The sequence below is a fragment of the Hymenobacter lutimineralis genome (assembly GCF_008271285.1).
Lineage (GTDB): Bacteria > Bacteroidota > Bacteroidia > Cytophagales > Hymenobacteraceae > Hymenobacter > Hymenobacter lutimineralis.
The window spans coordinates 113,528-129,800 of record NZ_VTHL01000005.1; the positions used below are offsets into that span (position 1 = coordinate 113,528).

The 16,273-nt window shown below is 58.6% G+C and carries 13 protein-coding genes; 12 read left to right on the top strand and 1 reads right to left on the bottom strand.

What is annotated here, in order from left to right:
• Positions 1 to 87: 87 nt before the first annotated feature.
• Both FY528_RS06970 and FY528_RS06975 read left to right on the top strand, forming a co-directional pair.
• Positions 88 to 1,125 (top strand): PorP/SprF family type IX secretion system membrane protein, encoded by a 1,038-nt coding sequence (locus FY528_RS06970; RefSeq protein ID WP_168681819.1) that lies wholly within the window; start codon positions 88 to 90, stop codon positions 1,123 to 1,125.
• A 68-nt stretch (positions 1,126 to 1,193) separates the two neighbouring features.
• Entirely contained in the window at positions 1,194 to 2,459 is a 1,266-nt protein-coding gene (locus tag FY528_RS06975) for an SUMF1/EgtB/PvdO family nonheme iron enzyme (protein ID WP_149070274.1), read from the top strand.
• 215 nt (positions 2,460 to 2,674) lie between these two features.
• Here FY528_RS06975 and FY528_RS06980 read toward each other — a convergent pair whose 3' ends face one another.
• Positions 2,675 to 3,382, bottom strand: coding sequence for a ComF family protein (locus FY528_RS06980; protein ID WP_149070275.1), 708 nt, complete (start codon positions 3,380 to 3,382; stop codon positions 2,675 to 2,677).
• Positions 3,383 to 3,576: 194 nt separating this feature from the next.
• On the opposite strand from FY528_RS06980, the gene FY528_RS06985 reads away from it, so the two are divergent.
• The 10 genes from FY528_RS06985 (at position 3,577) to FY528_RS07030 (ending at position 15,780) form a co-directional block, all read left to right on the top strand.
• Positions 3,577 to 3,957 carry a carboxymuconolactone decarboxylase family protein gene (locus FY528_RS06985; protein WP_149070276.1) on the top strand — a complete coding sequence of 127 codons (381 nt, stop codon included), beginning with the start codon at positions 3,577 to 3,579 and terminating at the stop codon, positions 3,955 to 3,957.
• Positions 3,958 to 3,960: 3 nt separating this feature from the next.
• Positions 3,961 to 4,326 carry a hypothetical protein gene (locus FY528_RS06990; RefSeq protein ID WP_149070277.1) on the top strand — a complete coding sequence of 122 codons (366 nt, stop codon included), beginning with the start codon at positions 3,961 to 3,963 and terminating at the stop codon, positions 4,324 to 4,326.
• A gap of 103 nt (positions 4,327 to 4,429) precedes the next feature.
• Positions 4,430 to 5,206, top strand: a complete 777-nt coding sequence (locus tag FY528_RS06995; protein WP_149070278.1) for an exodeoxyribonuclease III — start codon at positions 4,430 to 4,432, stop codon at positions 5,204 to 5,206.
• 132 nt (positions 5,207 to 5,338) lie between these two features.
• Positions 5,339 to 8,758, top strand: a complete 3,420-nt coding sequence (locus tag FY528_RS07000; protein ID WP_149070279.1) for a DUF4175 family protein — start codon at positions 5,339 to 5,341, stop codon at positions 8,756 to 8,758.
• Between the two features lie 42 nt (positions 8,759 to 8,800).
• Positions 8,801 to 9,253 carry an ATP-binding protein gene (locus FY528_RS07005; protein WP_149070280.1) on the top strand — a complete coding sequence of 151 codons (453 nt, stop codon included), beginning with the start codon at positions 8,801 to 8,803 and terminating at the stop codon, positions 9,251 to 9,253.
• Complete coding sequence (ybeY, locus tag FY528_RS07010) at positions 9,250 to 9,735, top strand: rRNA maturation RNase YbeY (protein WP_149070281.1); 486 nt, start codon at positions 9,250 to 9,252, stop codon at positions 9,733 to 9,735. The genes FY528_RS07005 and ybeY overlap by 4 nt, the downstream gene beginning before the upstream one ends.
• Positions 9,736 to 9,928: 193 nt before the next feature.
• Complete coding sequence (locus tag FY528_RS07015) at positions 9,929 to 10,657, top strand: GNAT family N-acetyltransferase (protein WP_149070282.1); 729 nt, start codon at positions 9,929 to 9,931, stop codon at positions 10,655 to 10,657.
• Positions 10,658 to 11,115: 458 nt separating this feature from the next.
• Positions 11,116 to 12,984, top strand: coding sequence for a tRNA uridine-5-carboxymethylaminomethyl(34) synthesis enzyme MnmG (gene mnmG, locus FY528_RS07020; RefSeq protein ID WP_149070283.1), 1,869 nt, complete (start codon positions 11,116 to 11,118; stop codon positions 12,982 to 12,984).
• Between the two features lie 137 nt (positions 12,985 to 13,121).
• The gene (locus tag FY528_RS07025) at positions 13,122 to 14,027 is read left to right on the top strand and encodes a class I SAM-dependent methyltransferase (protein WP_149070284.1); all 906 of its coding nucleotides are present in this window, start codon (positions 13,122 to 13,124) and stop codon (positions 14,025 to 14,027) included.
• Between the two features lie 139 nt (positions 14,028 to 14,166).
• Positions 14,167 to 15,780 (top strand): Ig-like domain-containing domain, encoded by a 1,614-nt coding sequence (locus FY528_RS07030; RefSeq protein ID WP_149070285.1) that lies wholly within the window; start codon positions 14,167 to 14,169, stop codon positions 15,778 to 15,780.
• Positions 15,781 to 16,273: the final 493 nt, after the last annotated feature.

Here is a 16,273-nt window from a genome sequence, read left to right on the forward strand (position 1 = left end):
GGTAAAGATGCCGGGATTTCCCCATTTTCGAGCCGCCGGCCACTGGCGCGTACACCAAAATCAGGCCCAATGCCGTTAGAATGGCCCATGATGCCACTGCCCCCGATGCTTTGCCTGCGCCTGCTCCTGGCTACGATGAGCTTATGGGCGGCTAGCGTTGCATCGGCCGGGGCCCAGGACTTGTATTTTTCGCAGCCCTACGCTACCCGTTTGCAGCTGAACCCGGCTTTCACGGGCCTCCAGCACGACTACGGCATTACGCTGGCCTACCGCGACCAGTTCCCCTCCCTGGCTGGCTCGTTCCAAAGCTCCCACCTCGGCGCCGACTACCGCTTCAACGAGCAGCGTAGCGCCGTTGGAGTGGTTTTGAATCTTGACCGGTTGGGCGCTATCGGCTACACCCGGCTGGAGGCGGCGGCGCTGTATGCCTACCATGCCCGCCTGTCGGCCGGCGTATACCTGAGTGGGGGCGCGCAGGTTACATATGGCAATCAACGCATTAGCTACAGTAACCTGGTGTTTGGCGACCAACTATCCGACGAAGGAATTACGACCGGCCCCACGTCCGAAGCCGTGCCTTTCGACCCGGTGCACTACCTGAGCGTGGGCCTGGGAGGACTGCTTTACACCAAAAACGCCTGGGTGGGGCTAAGCACCTACCACCTCAACCGCCCCAATCTGGGAACTCAGGCTGCCGGAACCTTGCCCACGCGGTTCACTTTTACCACTGGAGTAAAGCACTTTTTCTCCGAAACTACCGTTAAACAGCACTACCGCGAAGCCAGCATTTCGCCCACGCTTGCCTACACCCGCCAGGGCCGTAGCCAGCGGGCCGAAGCTGGTATCTACGGTACCATCACGCCGCTCACGGTGGGGCTGGTGTACCGGGGCATTCCTTTGCCCGGCGCACCCAGGCCTGCGGCTGTTCTCACCACCATCGTCGGTGTGCAAATGCCGGGGTTTCGGGTGGGCTACAGCTACGATGCGGAACTTGGCCGGCGGAAGTTGGGAGCAGGCGGCGCCCACGAAATTGTACTGACTTTAGAACAGGTAGATGTGCTGGCAGCGGCCCGTCGGCGAATAAGCCGGAAAAATTACCGGTTAGTTCCTTGTCCTTACTTTTGAGTTTTTGTATTATTGCATTCAAATTGCCTTCACTAACGCTTTTCCTCTCAGGTAATTTCGTCTACCGTATGAACCTCGCTAAATACCTATGCTACGCTGCTGTGGGCACCCTAGCGCTGGCGTCCTGTAAACAAGGACCTCCTACCAGCACCAAACCCGGCAAGTATAGCTCTACTACCGGCCTGGAATATAATACCGAGCAGGGCATGAAGGTTGCTGACTATCAAGGCATTCCCGAAGGACCTGGCTTGGTATTCATCGAAGGTGGCCGTACTGTGCTGGGCTCTTCCGAGGAAGATGTAGCCATGACCCGCGACAACGTGGAGCGCACGGTTACCATTGCTTCGTTCTACATGGACGAAGCCGAAGTGGCCAACATCCACTGGCTGGAGTATTTGCATTTTGTCCGCAAAGACTCGGCTGAGGAGTTTTATCAGTCGGCTTTGCCCGATACCACTGTTTGGGCCCGGGAGCTGTCGTTCAACGACCCTTACGTGGATTACTACCTGCGTTACCCCGGTTTCCGCTACTTCCCAGTAGTGGGTGTAAGCTGGCTGCAGGCCAACGACTATTGCACCTGGCGCACGGCCAAGGTGAACGAGAAGCTGGCTGGTGAAGGTGACATCGAAGATGGCGGCGGCAAAAAGAAAGGCGGCGGACTCTTCGGCAAGAAGAAAAACGCCGACGCTCCGGCTGATGCCGCTGTAGGCGCTGAAGGCACCGGCAAATCGAAGATTGCCATCGAAAACGGCAACACCCTGCCGAACTATCGCCTGCCCACCGAGGCTGAGTGGGAATACGCCGCGCAAGCCCTCATCGGCACTCAGGAAACCGGCAACGAAAACCAGGAGAACAAGCGCATCTACCCATGGGATGGTCGCCAGATGCGGAATCCCTACGGCAAGAAGATGGGTCAGTTCCTGGCCAACTTCAAGCGTGGCCGCGGTGACTACGCCGGTATTGCCGGTAGCCTCAACGACGGCGCCATGATTACGGAGTACGTATATGCCTACCCACCAAACGACTACGGCCTGTACAACATGTCGGGCAACGTGAACGAGTGGGTGCAAGACATCTACCGTCCGCTGTCCTTCCAGGACGAGGAAGATCTGAACCCCTTCCGTCGTAACGGCTTCCTCGACAAAGCTGAAGGTTACGACAAAAAAGGCTACCAGTCGCTGATTGACGACCACGTGCGCGTGTTCAAAGGCGGCTCGTGGAAAGACGTAGCTTACTGGTTGTCGCCGGGTACGCGCCGCTTCATGGCCGAAGACTCCGCCACGGCTGCTATCGGCTTCCGCTGCGCCATGATCAACGCTGGCTCGAACAAGTAAACCACGGATTCGCGCGGATTTCGCGGATTTTGTAGACGATTAAAAAGGGCTTGCTGTGAGGCAAGCCCTTTTTTTTGGCTTTAAGAGGCCCAACGCCGCCCACGAAACCTAATGGATGGCACAACCGCACAAGGCAAAGCTCAACGTCATCAGACCACAATTTCATACCGCCTACAAAATCCGTGGAATCCGAAAAATCCGCGCGAATCCGTGGTTCATCTATCCGCGCAGGCGATGGTGGCAATGCTCACGGTCCGGGCCCCGGCGGCCAACACTACCAGCGCACAGGCCTCCAGCGTGGCCCCGGTGGTGAGTACATCATCCACCACCAGCACATGTTTGCCGGTTACTTCTGCCGGGTTTACTACTTCGAAGACCTCCGCTACGTTTTCCCAGCGCTGCATTCGGTTTTTACGGGTTTGCGAACTGGTATGCTCCACCCGGCGCAGGGCCTCGGCCTGCCAGGGGCGCTGCAAACTTTCCGCCAAGCCCTCCGCAAAAGAATCGGACTGGTTGTAGCCCCGTTTGGCCAGCTTGCGCGGATGCAGCGGCACGGGCACAATCAAATCGAGGTCTGTACTTAGCGAAGTGTGCTGAGCAAGCTCGTGACCGTACCAGTGCCCCAGGACGCGGCCTACCTCTGGCTGGTTCTGGTATTTAAGCTGGTGCAGCAAATGCTGGACCCGACCCCGACGCAGAAAGCGCAGGTAGCTCAGAGCATGCTGCACCGGCACCTTGCCCCAGAAGCGACGGGCCAGCGGGTTTTCTGCTTCCGGCAGTCGATGATAATCGGTGTAGGGCAGCTGCGCCCGGCAGTCGGTGCAGATAAACGCTTCGCCCCGGGCCAGCACGCCCGAGCAGCCCAGGCACTGCCGCGGGAATAGCAGCGTGATAAAATCGTCGACAACGGAGGGTAGCGGCATAGCAGTAAGGCAGAATAGCGTAGTAGCAGGAAGATAGCAGGTGAGATGCAGGAAAGAAACACTACCAACAGTTGGGTGAAGCCCGGATTATCAGGGTTGGCCAAAACTTCTGCCTAATTTTAGGGTCTACTATTCCCAGCCGGCCAAATGCCTTTTGCGGCTGTGGTTATTTCCCGTTTCCCCCCCTTCTTAATATGTCCCTCGTTTCTGAGTTCAACGACTACCGCCAGCGCATGAATGAAAAAATCATGGCGGCGGATAACAAAGTCATCAAGCGTTTTTTCAACCTCGATACCAACACCTACCAGGAAGGCGCCCTCGACGTGCGCACCAAGGAAATGCTGGGCCTGGCCTGCTCCATGGTGCTGCGCTGCGACGACTGCATCAAGTACCACCTGGGTAAGTGCCACGAGGAAGGCATCAACGACACGGAGATTTACGAAGTCTTCGCCATTGCCAACCTCATCGGCGGCAGCATCGTGATTCCGCACTTCCGCCGCGCCGTGGAGTACTGGGAAGCCCTCAAGGAAGAATCGGCTACGCCGGCACCGCCCCACGCCGAGCACACCGCCTAGGCTATGCTGCACCCCGAAGAAACCGAAGCCCAGTTTGAGCAGCGCTGGTGGGAACTGATGAACGACCTGCGCCAGCGCTTCGGCAAGAAGCCCGACCTGAACGCTCTGCTGCTGCTGATTGGCGTGCAGGAGCTCGGGCAGGGGGGCGGCCCGTTTACCAAGGAGCAAAAGCAGGACCTGATGCACATTGCCACCTGCCGCCTGTTCAGCATCTCGGGCTACTACGAGTTGGAACGCGTGGATGAGGATGGCTGGCCCCATTTCCGGCTGGTGAAGCCTGTGCCTTTCTCTACGCTGAAAGAGCAGGAACGCATGCTTAAGTGGCATATGCTGGAATACTTCCAGGAAATGGACCGGCTGAACGGGTAAATTCACTGCTGCTTTCTGACTGTTAGGGCGTGCAAATCGTGGCCATAATAGTCAGGAAACAGTAGCCCGCCTTTTTCAAGAATAGCATATAACCATCCCCCACTTGAAAATCATCAGCTATAACGTCAACGGGCTGCGGTCGGCACTGAGCAAGGGCCTGCTGGACTGGGTGCAGACCGAGGCACCCGACGTGCTGTGTCTGCAGGAAATTAAGGCCGGGCGCGAGCCGCTGGACGTGAGCGGGCTGGAGGCGCTGGGCTACCACGTGTACCAGCACCCTGCCCAGAAACCCGGCTACAGCGGCGTAGCTACACTCACGCGCCAGCGGCCGCGCCACGTGGAGGTAGGCTGCGGCACCGATTGTTACGACTTGGAAGGCCGGGTGCTGCGCCTGGATTTCGACGATTTTTCGGTGTTGAACGTGTACATGCCCTCCGGCACCAGCAGCGAGGAGCGGCAGGCATTCAAGGTAGAGTGGCTGCACTTTTTCCGGCGCTACGTGCGGGAGCTGCAAGCAGCCGGTACGCCCCCGCTCATCATTGGCGGGGACTTCAACTGCTGCCAGCGCGACCTGGACCTGCACAATCCCAAAGCCAACCAAAACTCTCCCGGTTTCACCCCCGAGGAGCGGCAGTGGTTTAAGGATTTTCTGGCTGATGGCTTCACCGACTCCTTCCGCCACATCCACGGCGACGCCCCCGGACATTACTCCTGGTGGACATACCGGGCCGGCGCTCGGGCCCGCAACGTGGGCTGGCGCCTCGACCACCTCTTGGTAGACAATGTGTTGCAACCACGCGTGGCCGGGGCGGGTCTTTTGGCCGATGTGGTGCATTCGGACCATTGCCCGGCCTACGTGCAGCTATCCGCCGCCCGCTAAGTTCTGCCCCGTAGTTGTTGGGGAATCTTTGCGGCGTATCTGCGGGTTCTGACGTAAATTTAACGGAGCGGTGCCGGTTGGCAGCTTGCTGCCCGACCCTTCTGCACCGCTTTCCTTTTATTGCCCTCTTTTATGCTGGTGGAAGAAACTCCCCGGCTGACGACGGCACCCGCCGCCCGCTCCTCGGCGCTGGCGCAGGTGCTCACGCAGCTGGAAGCCTTTAAGCGCAAGTTTTACCTGAGTTTGCTGGTGCGCGGCGGCCTCGTAGCCGGTGGCCTGTTGCTCACGCTGTTCGTGGTCCTCAACCTGCTGGAGTATTTCCTGTACCTGCCTACCTGGGTGCGCGGTGGGCTGCTGTTCGGGTTTCTGGGGCTGGGCGTGTATGCATTCGTGCGCTGGATCTGGCAGCCCTTAGCCGCCCTCACCAACCTCCGTCGCCTGCTTTCCGACGAACAGGCCGCCCAACGTGTGGGGGAGCTGTTTCCGCAGGTCCGGGACAAGTTGCTGAACGCCCTGCAGCTACAAGGCCAGGCCCGCGAAAATGCCCTAATTGCCGCCAGCCTAGAGCAGCGGGCCGCTCAGTTCACAGGCCTCGAATTTGCCGAAGGCATCAACATTCCGGCCCAGACGCGGCCGTTGTGGAAGTACGTGGCCGTGCCCGCCGCTGTGGCCGTGGCCGTGTTGCTGATCTACCCCAGCCTGTTTGTGCAGGGCACCGGCCGTATTCTGAACTACCGCCAGAAGTACGCGCCGCCCGCGCCGTTTCGGTTTGTGGTGGAGAATAAGTCGTTGCGGGCATTTAAGGGAGAAGATTTCCGCCTGCAGGTGGCCGTGGAGGGAGAGGCCCTGCCCAACGACATCACCATTCAGTACGACGGCCACGAGCGGCACCTGACCAAGGAAGCCGGCAACAGGTACTCCTTCGAGTTTCGGCAGTTGCGGCAGGACGTAGACTTCCAGCTGACTGCCGCTGGTTTCTCTTCGGATAGCTACGCCCTGACGGTGCGCGAACGGCCCAATCTGCGTGACTTCGCCCTGCACATCACCTACCCGGCATACACCGGCAAAGCGGCCGAAACCATCCGCAACACCGGCAACGCCACCGTGCCCGAGGGCAGCACGCTGCGTTGGGAGTTCAGCACGGCCGCTACCGACGCCCTGGAACTGCAGTTCCGCGCCCCCGACGAAACGGTGGCGGCTCAGGCCAGCGGCAGCCAGTTTCAGGCTACGCGCCGCATTATGCGCACCCAAGCCTACGCCGTGCGCCTGCGCAATGCCGCCAGCCTTAACCGGGACCCCATCGAGTACCAGCTCACGGCTATTCCCGACCAAATACCTGACATTACCCTCGAAGCTTTTTCCGACACAGTCTCGCGGCAGTACTTGGCGCTAGGCGGCACCGTGCGCGACGACTACGGCCTTTCGCGCCTACAGCTGCACTACCGTGTACTCAGCGCCAAAGCCCGGCCCAACGCTGCTTATCAGACCCGGGCTATTGCACTTCAGCACGGCGCGGCTCAAGTGTACGCCTATCAGTGGGATTTGCGCAGCCTGCGCCTGCAGCCCGGCGACCGGCTAGAATACTTCCTACAGGTGTGGGATAACGACGGCGTGCACGGCTCAAAAAGTGCCCGCACCCGCGCTGTGGAGTTCCGCGTGCCTTCTAAGCGGGAGCAGCAGGCTCAGCTGAATGCGCAGGCTTCGTCGGTGCAAAGCCAGCTGAGCAAGTCGCAGGAGCAAAGCAAGAAGCTGGAGCGGGAGTTGGCCAAGGCTGAGGATAAGCTCAAAACCAAGCGCGACTTGAACTTCCAGGACCGCAAGCAGCTACAGGACATGCTGGAGCAAAAGCAGCAGTTCGACGAGCAGATGCAGGACGTGCGCCGCATGTTTGAGCAGCTCAACCAGCAGCAGGACCAGCTCGACCCCAAAAGCCAGGAGCTCAAGGAAAAGGCCCAGGAGCTGCAGAAGCTGATGGACTCCCTGCTCGACCCCGAAACCAAGAAGCTCTACGACCAGCTGCAGAAGCTGCTGGAGCAGAAGCAGGACCAGAATCAGCTGGAAATGCAGCAGCTCATGCAAAAGCTCGAAAACAAGGAAAACACCTTGCAGAAAGAGCTGGAGCGCGCCCTCGAAATGTTTAAGCAGCTGCAGTTTGAGCAAAAGCAGGAAGCCACGCTGAAGCAACTAGAGCAGTTAGCCAAGGAAGAGCAGCAGCTGGCCGAGAAAACCGAGCAGAACGACAAGCAGAACCCCGACAACAAAGCCAGCAACCAGGAGCAGAAAGCCAAAAACGAGCAGCTCAAGCAAGAGCAACAGGAAAAGCAGCAGCAGTTCGACCAGATTCAGCAGAACCTGAAGGACCTGCAGAAGATGGACGAGCAGCTCGACAACCAGAATGGGGCCGACGAAATGAAGGACCAGCAGCAGGAGGTAGACGAGCAGATGCAGCAAAGCCAGGAGCAGCTAGGCAAAAACCAGAACCAGAAAGCCAGTCAAAACCAGAAGCAGGCCGCGCAGAAGATGCAGCAGATGGCCCAGCAGATGCAGCAGCAGATGAGCGAAGAGGAATCGGACGAGCAGCAGGAAAACATTGACGACCTGCGCGACATCCTCGAAAACCTGCTCAAGCTCTCCTTCGACCAGGAAGGGTTGATGAAGGATTTCCGGCAGGTAGACCAGCAGGACCCGCGCTTCGTGCAGCTGGGCCAGCAGCAGCGCAAGCTCAAGGACGACGCCCGGGTGGTGCAGGATTCGCTATACGCCCTGGCCAAGCGCGTATTTCAGCTCCAGAGCTTCGTAACGCGCGAGGTAAGCGAGATGAACGGCCGCATGGATGAGTCGCTCACGCAGCTGCAGCAGCGCAACGTGGGCCGCGCCAGCGCCAGCCAGCAGCAGGCCATGACGAGCATGAACAACCTGGCCCTCATGCTCAACTCGGCCCTGCAGCAGATGCAGGAGCAGCAGCGCCAGAGCCAGCAGCAACAGCAGGGTGGGGGCAAGCCGGGCCGCAAAAAGAAGAAAGGCAGCCAGGCCGGCGAAGGCCAGCTAGGCAAGATGCAGCAGCAGCTCAACCAGCAGATTCAGCAGCTCCAGCAAAGCGGCAAGAGCGGCCGGGCTTTATCGGAGGAGCTGGCCAAGCTGGCTGCCCAGCAACAGATGATGCGCGAAGCCCTCAAAGAGCTGGAAAAAATGCAGCAGGGCGGCAAACCGGGCAAAGGTGAGCAGGGCGCCGGGGGCCTTGGCGACGTAAAAAAAATGATGGAACAAACTGAGACGGACCTCGTAAATAAGCGGCTAACGGAGCAAACGGTCATGCGCCAGCAGCAGATCCTGACCCGCCTGCTCGAAGCCGAGAAATCGGCTCGGGAGCGGGACCAGGATACGCAGCGGGAAGCAAAAGCCGCCGAAAACCGTCCACCCGTCTTTCCTCCGGCCTTCAACCGTTACCGCCAGCAAAAAAATCAGTCCACGGAAGTGCTTCGTTCCGTTCCGCCGACCTTCACGCCCTACTACCAGCGGGAGGTCAGTGAATATTTTCAGAAAATGAAATAGCGTTCTGCTATTTTTACCGCCTTTGCCGCCTTTCCCCTTTTTATGAAACAGGTCAAGATTCAGATTCCTTCGCTCGTCGAGAACATTCGCGTGGTAGAAAGCTTCATCGACAACTCGAAGGATACGTTTCACATTGAAGACGACATCTACGGAAATATCATGGTGGCCGTCACGGAGGCGGTGAACAATGCCATTCGGCACGGCAACAAGTTCGACCGTGACAAGAACGTGCACCTTTCCCTGGAGGTCGATGCCAACCGTGTAAAGTTTGAGGTAGAAGATCAGGGCCAGGGCTTTGACTACAACAACCTCATTGACCCTACCGCGCCCGAAAACCTCGAAAACCCCGGCGGCCGGGGCATCTTCCTGATTCGCCACCTGGCTGATGAGGTAGAGTTTTCCAAGGATGGCCGCAACGTGCAACTCACGTTTTTCCTCACCCCCGAAAACTCGGGGACTGAAACTTCTTCCGCCTCTGACCACACCGCGGCATGAATACGCTGCCCCCCAACGAGCACGACGAGCAGTCTGAAGACCACTTCGACCACGAGCGGCTAGGTATTGAGTTCGTAGTAGAAGACGTAGATTTTGAGCTGGCCGACGCCGAGGAATTGACTTCCTGGATTGAGCGGATTGCGAAAGTGCACGAACATGAAATCGTACACCTCACCTATATCTTTTGCTCCGACGAATACCTGCACAAGGTAAACGTGGAGTACCTCGACCACGACACCTATACCGACGTCATCACCTTCGACAATGCCGATGACGCCGACATCATTGAAGGCGACATTTTCATTTCGGTGGAGCGCATTCGCGAAAATGCCCAAACCCACGGCGTTACCTTCCGCGACGAGCTGCACCGCGTCATGATTCACGGGGTGCTTCACCTGCTGGGCTACGCCGACAAGGATTTGCTAAGCCAAACGGCCATGCGCAAGAAAGAAGACGACTGTCTGTCGCTGCGCACGTTTTAGTAACGCTACCTCACACCACATTGCAACGCCCGCCCATCCGGTGGGCGTTTTCGTTGGCTTATTTTTACAATAAGTTCGTCATTCCGAGCGAAGTCGAGGAATCTCGCTAGTGTGGTAAAATCAACTACCACCACAACGTCAGCACGCGAGATTCCTCGACTTCGCTCGGAATGACGGCCTAACTTATGCTGCCATGTCTACCACGCCGCAGTCACTGTTAACTATTCCGGGCGAAGCGCTGGATTATTATCTAAGCCAGGGGTATTACCGGATGCACCAGAACCTGTTTACCTGCCGGTTTCTGCCCATCGATAATACCCTTTATACCGTGCATTGGCTGCGCCTGGTGCTGAGCCGCGTGAGCTACGGACCTACCCAGCGCCGGCTGCTACGCCTCAACGAGCGGTTTGCCGTGGTACTACGGCCTTTCCGCCTGACCGAAGAGCTGGAAGAACTATACGCCCGCTACCGCGCCTCCATCACCTTCGACGCCCCCGAAACCGTAGAGGCTTTCCTGCAGGCCGGCGCGGCCAACAATGCCTTCAGCACGGGCGTGGTAGAAATCCGGGACGGACAGCAGCTTATTGCAGCTGGTATTTTCGATAGCGGGGCGCGCAGCATTGCGGGCATCATGAACTTCTACGACCCCGCCTACCGCAAATACAGCCTGGGCAAATACCTCATGCTGCAGAAAATCAACCACGCCCTGCGCCAGCAAAAAGCCTACTACTACCCCGGTTACGTGGTCCACGATTACCCCAAGTTCGACTACAAGCTGTTTGCCGACGAAGCGGCTACGGAGGTATTTGATTGTATGCAGGGTCGCTGGCTGCCGTTTTCGTGGGCCACGGTGGCAGTTCAGTCGGCGGCTATTCTAGCCGATTTGCCGGACGATGCCCAGGACGAGTACGAATTGGAATAAGCAGCGCGTGGCGCGGAAAAGCTGCTGAGTGCGTATCTTTGCGCACGTTTTGAGGGGGTTAGCTTTGCTTTTTGTAGAAGAGTAAGGTCCATTCCTTTTAAGCGTGAAGCCGTTTTTCGCCTTGCCCAAATGAGTGTAGCTGGCACGTTTACAGTAGAAGATGTCTTCTACATTACTAACCGCGGTTGGGTACTTATAGGTGAAATTCGGGGACAAGTTACTGTAGTCAGGCAGGTGCGTTTTGCTACTGGAGTTTCACTTCCTATAAGCCAGATGTGTCCAGTCAACAGTAAAAATCGAATGCATAAAATCGGCTTGATTACGTCCACTCATTTTGCTTCCCGGCAGGAACTACTCAGCCTGCATATCATTGATGCTACGGCTCAAGTATTAGAATAAAGCCATAGGGCACAATTTCATTTACTTGTCTGTTGCTCTCTTTCGAACAACTTTTGACCATGTTTCAGCAAGAAGAATACGACGTTATTGTAGTAGGAGCCGGCCATGCCGGGTGTGAGGCCGCCGCCGCCGCCGCCAACATGGGCTCTAAGGTGCTACTCGTAACGATGAACATGAACACCATCGCGCAGATGTCGTGCAACCCGGCCATGGGCGGGGTGGCCAAAGGACAGATTGTGCGCGAGGTGGACGCCCTGGGCGGGCAGTCGGGCATCATCACCGACAAAACCATGATTCAGTTTCGGATGCTGAACCGCTCGAAAGGCCCCGCCATGTGGAGCCCGCGGGCGCAGAGTGACCGGATGCGCTTTGCCGAGGAGTGGCGCATGACCCTGGAGCAAACCCTGAACGTGGATTTCTGGCAGGAGGCCGTAACCGGCATTGTGGTGGAAAACGGCACGGCCGTGGGCGTGAAAACTCAGCTGGGCATTGAGTTCCGGGGCAAGTCGGTGGTACTGACTAACGGTACTTTTCTGAATGGCCTCATTCACATCGGCGAAAAGCAGTTTGGGGGTGGCCGCGCCGCCGAGAAAGGCAGCACCGGCATCACGGAGCAGCTCAAGCAGCTGGGCTTTGAGGCCGGCCGCATGAAAACCGGCACCCCGCCCCGCGTGGATGGCCGCTCCCTCGACTACAGCAAAATGGAGGAGCAGGCCGGCGACGAAACGCCCAGCAAATTCTCCTACCTCGATACGCCTGCGCTGGTAAAGCAGCGCCCGTGCTACATCACCTACACCAACGCCGAGGTACACGAAATCCTGAAGGAGGGCTTCGAGAAGTCACCCATGTTCCAGGGCCGCATCAAGGGCCTGGGGCCGCGCTACTGCCCGAGCGTGGAAGACAAAATCAACCGCTTCGCCGACAAGGACCGCCACCAGATTTTTGTGGAGCCCGAAGGCTGGAGCACGGTGGAAGTGTACGTGAACGGCTTTTCAAGCAGCCTGCCCGAAGACGTGCAGTACCGTGCCCTGCGCAAAATAGCTGGCTTCGAGAATGCCAAGATGTTCCGGCCCGGCTACGCCATCGAGTACGACTTCTTCCCGCCCACCCAGCTCAACCTCACGCTGGAAACCAAGCTGGTGCAGAACCTCTACTTCGCGGGCCAGATCAACGGCACCACGGGCTACGAGGAAGCCGCCTGCCAGGGCCTCATGGCCGGCATCAACGCCCATAACAAGGTGCACGGCAAGGAGCCCTTCGTGCTCAAGCGCAGTGAAGCTTACATCGGCGTGCTCATCGACGACCTCGTGAATAAAGGCACTGATGAGCCTTACCGCATGTTCACGAGCCGCGCCGAACACCGCCTGCTACTACGCCAGGACAACGCCGACCTGCGCCTCACGCCCCTGGGCTACGCCCTGGGCCTGGCTTCGGAGGAGCGGATGAGCCTGGTGCGCGAAAAGGAAGAGCAGACGGCCGCCGTGGCCAAGCTCCTGAAAACCCACGCCGTAGAGCCCCAGGAAATTAACGACTGGCTGACGGAAATCGGCTCGGCTACTATTCACGAGAAAACGCGCGTGGTGAACCTGCTGCGCCGCCCCGGCGTGGACCTGGCGGCGCTGGCGCGGGTACTGCCCGGCCTCACGCTGGCCCTGGCTCCGTACCGGCCGGATGCGCTGGAGCAAGCCGAAATCCTAGTGAAGTACGAGGCCTACCTGGAGAAGGAGCACCAGCAGGCGGCCCGCGTACAGGAGTTGGAAAACTTCACCATCCGCGGCCGCCTCGACTACAAAGCCATGCCGGCCCTCTCGCACGAAGCCCGCGAGAAGCTGCTCAAGATTCAGCCCGAAACTTTGGGCCAGGCTTCGCGCATCAGCGGGGTTTCTCCCGCCGACGTTTCGGTGTTGATGGTCTACCTGGGTCGGTAATTTTTCAGATAGACCTTTTTCATATCAAAGCGGCTGCAGTTTCATTTAGATTCTGCAGCCGCTTTGGTTTTGTACCTTCGTGTTTCGCCGGGCTGCGGCACCTTGCCGTAGCTCATCAGTATCCTTAATCCGAGTCTGTGGTTTACGAGCGTCTGGAAAAGTGCCCGGTTTGCGGGAAAACGGAGTTTCGCAACAAGCTGGTCGTCGAAGACAAATCGGTCAGCAAGGAAAGCTTTGCCATCCAGCAGTGCCTGGCCTGCTCGTTTCAGTTTACCAACCCTAGGCCCGACGCCGCCCATATCGGCCGCTACTACGAGTCGGACGAATACGTGTCGCACAACAGCGGGGCGGGCGGGCTCATCAACCAGGCCTATAAAGTCGCGCGCTTTTTCACCATGCGCCGCAAGGTGGCGTTGCTCAACCAGCTGGTCCCCCGCAAAGGCAAGCTCCTGGATTACGGCTGCGGCACCGGTCATTTCCTGGCTGCCGCCAAAGGTAATGGCTGGCAGGTGGCCGGCTGGGAGCCCAGTGCCCGGGCCCGTGAAGAAGCTACCCGGCGCGTAGGCCAGCCCATCGGCACCGAAAGCCTGGTGCAGTTTCCGGCCGGCGCGTTTGATGCTATTACCCTGTGGCACGTGCTGGAACACGTGCACGAGCTCAACGAAACGCTAACCCAGCTCATTCGCCTGCTCAAACCTGATGGCGTGCTGCTAATTGCCGTGCCCAACGTGGAGAGCTTCGACGCCCAGCACTACCAGCAGGACTGGGCCGCGCTGGACGTGCCACGCCACCTCTACCATTTCAGTCCCAAAACCATGGCGCAGTTGCTCAAAAAGCACAAGCTGCAGCTGCGCGACACTCTGCCCATGCCCCTGGATGCCTACTACGTAAGCATGCTCAGCGAGAAAAACCGCGCCGAGCGGGGGGCCGGTATGCTGGCCGTGCTGCGCAATGGCTACCATTCCAACCAGTACGCCGCCCGCCACCAGCAGCAGTACAGCAGCCTGATTTACGTGGCCACCAAGCGGCCAGCCGGCGCTTAATCTAGCCACTTCGCCAGGGTAGGAGGGAGGCTCCCGGTTGTTTCGGGCACCGTTTTCGTAGGGCCGGCTGTCAGGAGCCGGCCCTACGTACTTTTGCGCGGTGCTTCTCGTTTTCGGCTTTTCACCTTGTTGCTTGTTCATGTCTGCTCGTTTTGCCCTGCCTTTGCTTGTTCTTGTTGGTGCCGCCGCGGGTGGCTGCGCGGCCATCAGCACGCCCGAGGGGGGCGCCCGTGACACTGAGGCGCCGAAGCTGGTGAGCAGTGTGCCCGCCAACCGCACCGTGAACGTGCGCAGCCGCTCGGTGATTCTGGAGTTTTCGGAGCCCGTGCAGGTAAAGGACCTTAGCAAAAACCTGCTGGTGGCCCCCCTGCTCTCCGACGACAACAAGTACAAGGTGCGCCAGGGCAAGAACACGGTCGAGCTGGAGTTTGAAAAGCCTTTCGAAGCCAATACCACCTATTCTTTCAACTTCCGGGACGCCATTACCGATATCACGGAAAGCACGCCGGCCCGCGACGCCGCCATCAGCTTCAGCACCGGCCCGGCCCTTGACTCGGGCGCCGTGGCCGGACGGGTGCGCGACCTGCTCACGTCCCAGCCCGCGGCCGACGTTTCGGTGCTGCTGTACCCGGCTATCGATACGGCCAACATCCGCAAGGGGCGGCCTTACTACCTGGCCCGTACCGACAAAAACGGGGTTTACCAGCTGCGCAACCTGCGCGAAGGCCGCTACCGCATTTTTGCCCTGGCCGATAAAAACCAAAGCAGCCGCTACGAGGACGGCGAAAAAATAGGGTACCTACCCGACTTGCTGACCATCCGCCCCGGTACGGACTCAGTGCAGCTGCTGCTCACCCGCCCCGATGCCCGCCGGGCCCTCATTACCTCCCAAAAAGCCGATCCGGTGCGCTTCCTGGTTGGTCTCAATGAAGGTATCCGCTCGGCTACCATTGCGCCCATCGGCACGGCTACCACCACCCCCAATGAAGCCTTGCAGCTCATTGATGGCGGCCGTTCGGTAGCCTTGTACAAGTCGGCCCTGCTGCCGGAGGGCCGCTACCTGCTGGCCACCACCGACAGCGCCGGGAATGACGGCCGCGACACGCTCAATGTAAAATTCGCGGGCACGGTGCCGGCGCGCCGGCCACCGGCCTGGCAGCTCGTGGGCAATGGCAAGGAGGTTTTTCGGCAAGGCCAGGTGGCGCTGCAGTTCACCGAGCCCCTGCGCCTGGTAGCCGAAAAGCCCATCGGTACGCTGGTAGAAGACTCCACCAAGCGCCGGCCCTTGCGCTTGCCTACCGATGCCAGCCTCAACCCCGACCGTACCCTGCTCACCGTAAACCTGAATACCAAGGCCAAGCAAACCGTCAGTATTCAGCTCGACAGCACTGTGGTTACCGCTATTTCTGGCCGCAGCCTGGGTCTGAAGCCCCTGCGCTTTGCCCTCACGGAACAGGCCTCCACGGGTAGCCTGGCAGGCAAAGTACAGACTACCTATAAACGCTACGAGCTGCTGCTACTGGATGAGAAAGGACAGCGCATCCGCAGCCTCGACTCGCCCCGCACGTTCCGGTTCGATAACCTGGTTCCGGGCACGTACCGGATTCGCGTATTCGTGGATGCCAACGCCGATGGACGCTGGCAGGGGGGCGACCCGCAGTTCCGGCTGCTGCCCGAGCCGGTTTTTAACTTGTCACGCACATTCCAGGTACGCGCCAACTGGGAGGAGGAAGATATTCAGGTAGCCTTCTGAGCGTCTTATCTACTGTTCTTACTTCGCTCCCGGCTGTTCAGTCGGGAGCTTTTTGTTTAGGGCTGCTCTACCGGCACGGGTCTATATAGTAAGTGCGCCACAAGCACTTATCCACAACCAAAACTGCGTTTTCAGCCTTCTATCTAGGTTTTGGCTGCTAGCCCAATCGGTATTCCACAGGGTTATCCACCGCCTCAGGAACCAGGGTGTTTACTTGTGGATAATAGTGGCGTAACCTGGGGATAATGCGTGGAGAAGTTGCGGAAAAGTTTTTTTGCCCGTTCCCCTATTCTGACAGCTCCCGTTGCCCGAGTTATCAACGTGGATAAGCGTGGACAACTTCCCCACGTTTCAGGTCCTATCCACAACGGCCTTTTTTGTGAATTGTGGATTCGTTGATAACCCTGTGGATTGTGAATTACTCAGTTAAAGTTCTTTAAATCAGCTTTATGTAATCCACAATGGCTGTGGATTAGAGGTGTATAAGGTGGGG

What these genes read in the sequence shown, in the direction of transcription:
- FY528_RS06970 (WP_168681819.1), top strand. Translation starts at nt 88, where the DNA reads ATGATGCCACTGCCCCCGATGCTTTGCCTGCGCCTGCTCCTGGCTACG.
- FY528_RS07030 (WP_149070285.1), top strand. Translation starts at nt 14,167, where the DNA reads ATGTCTGCTCGTTTTGCCCTGCCTTTGCTTGTTCTTGTTGGTGCCGCC.
- FY528_RS07000 (WP_149070279.1), top strand. Translation starts at nt 5,339, where the DNA reads ATGCTGGTGGAAGAAACTCCCCGGCTGACGACGGCACCCGCCGCCCGC.
- FY528_RS06985 (WP_149070276.1), top strand. Translation starts at nt 3,577, where the DNA reads ATGTCCCTCGTTTCTGAGTTCAACGACTACCGCCAGCGCATGAATGAA.
- ybeY (WP_149070281.1), top strand. Translation starts at nt 9,250, where the DNA reads ATGAATACGCTGCCCCCCAACGAGCACGACGAGCAGTCTGAAGACCAC.
- FY528_RS06980 (WP_149070275.1), bottom strand. Translation starts at nt 3,382, where the DNA reads ATGCCGCTACCCTCCGTTGTCGACGATTTTATCACGCTGCTATTCCCG.
- mnmG (WP_149070283.1), top strand. Translation starts at nt 11,116, where the DNA reads ATGTTTCAGCAAGAAGAATACGACGTTATTGTAGTAGGAGCCGGCCAT.
- FY528_RS07005 (WP_149070280.1), top strand. Translation starts at nt 8,801, where the DNA reads ATGAAACAGGTCAAGATTCAGATTCCTTCGCTCGTCGAGAACATTCGC.
- FY528_RS06975 (WP_149070274.1), top strand. Translation starts at nt 1,194, where the DNA reads ATGAACCTCGCTAAATACCTATGCTACGCTGCTGTGGGCACCCTAGCG.
- FY528_RS07015 (WP_149070282.1), top strand. Translation starts at nt 9,929, where the DNA reads ATGTCTACCACGCCGCAGTCACTGTTAACTATTCCGGGCGAAGCGCTG.
- FY528_RS06990 (WP_149070277.1), top strand. Translation starts at nt 3,961, where the DNA reads ATGCTGCACCCCGAAGAAACCGAAGCCCAGTTTGAGCAGCGCTGGTGG.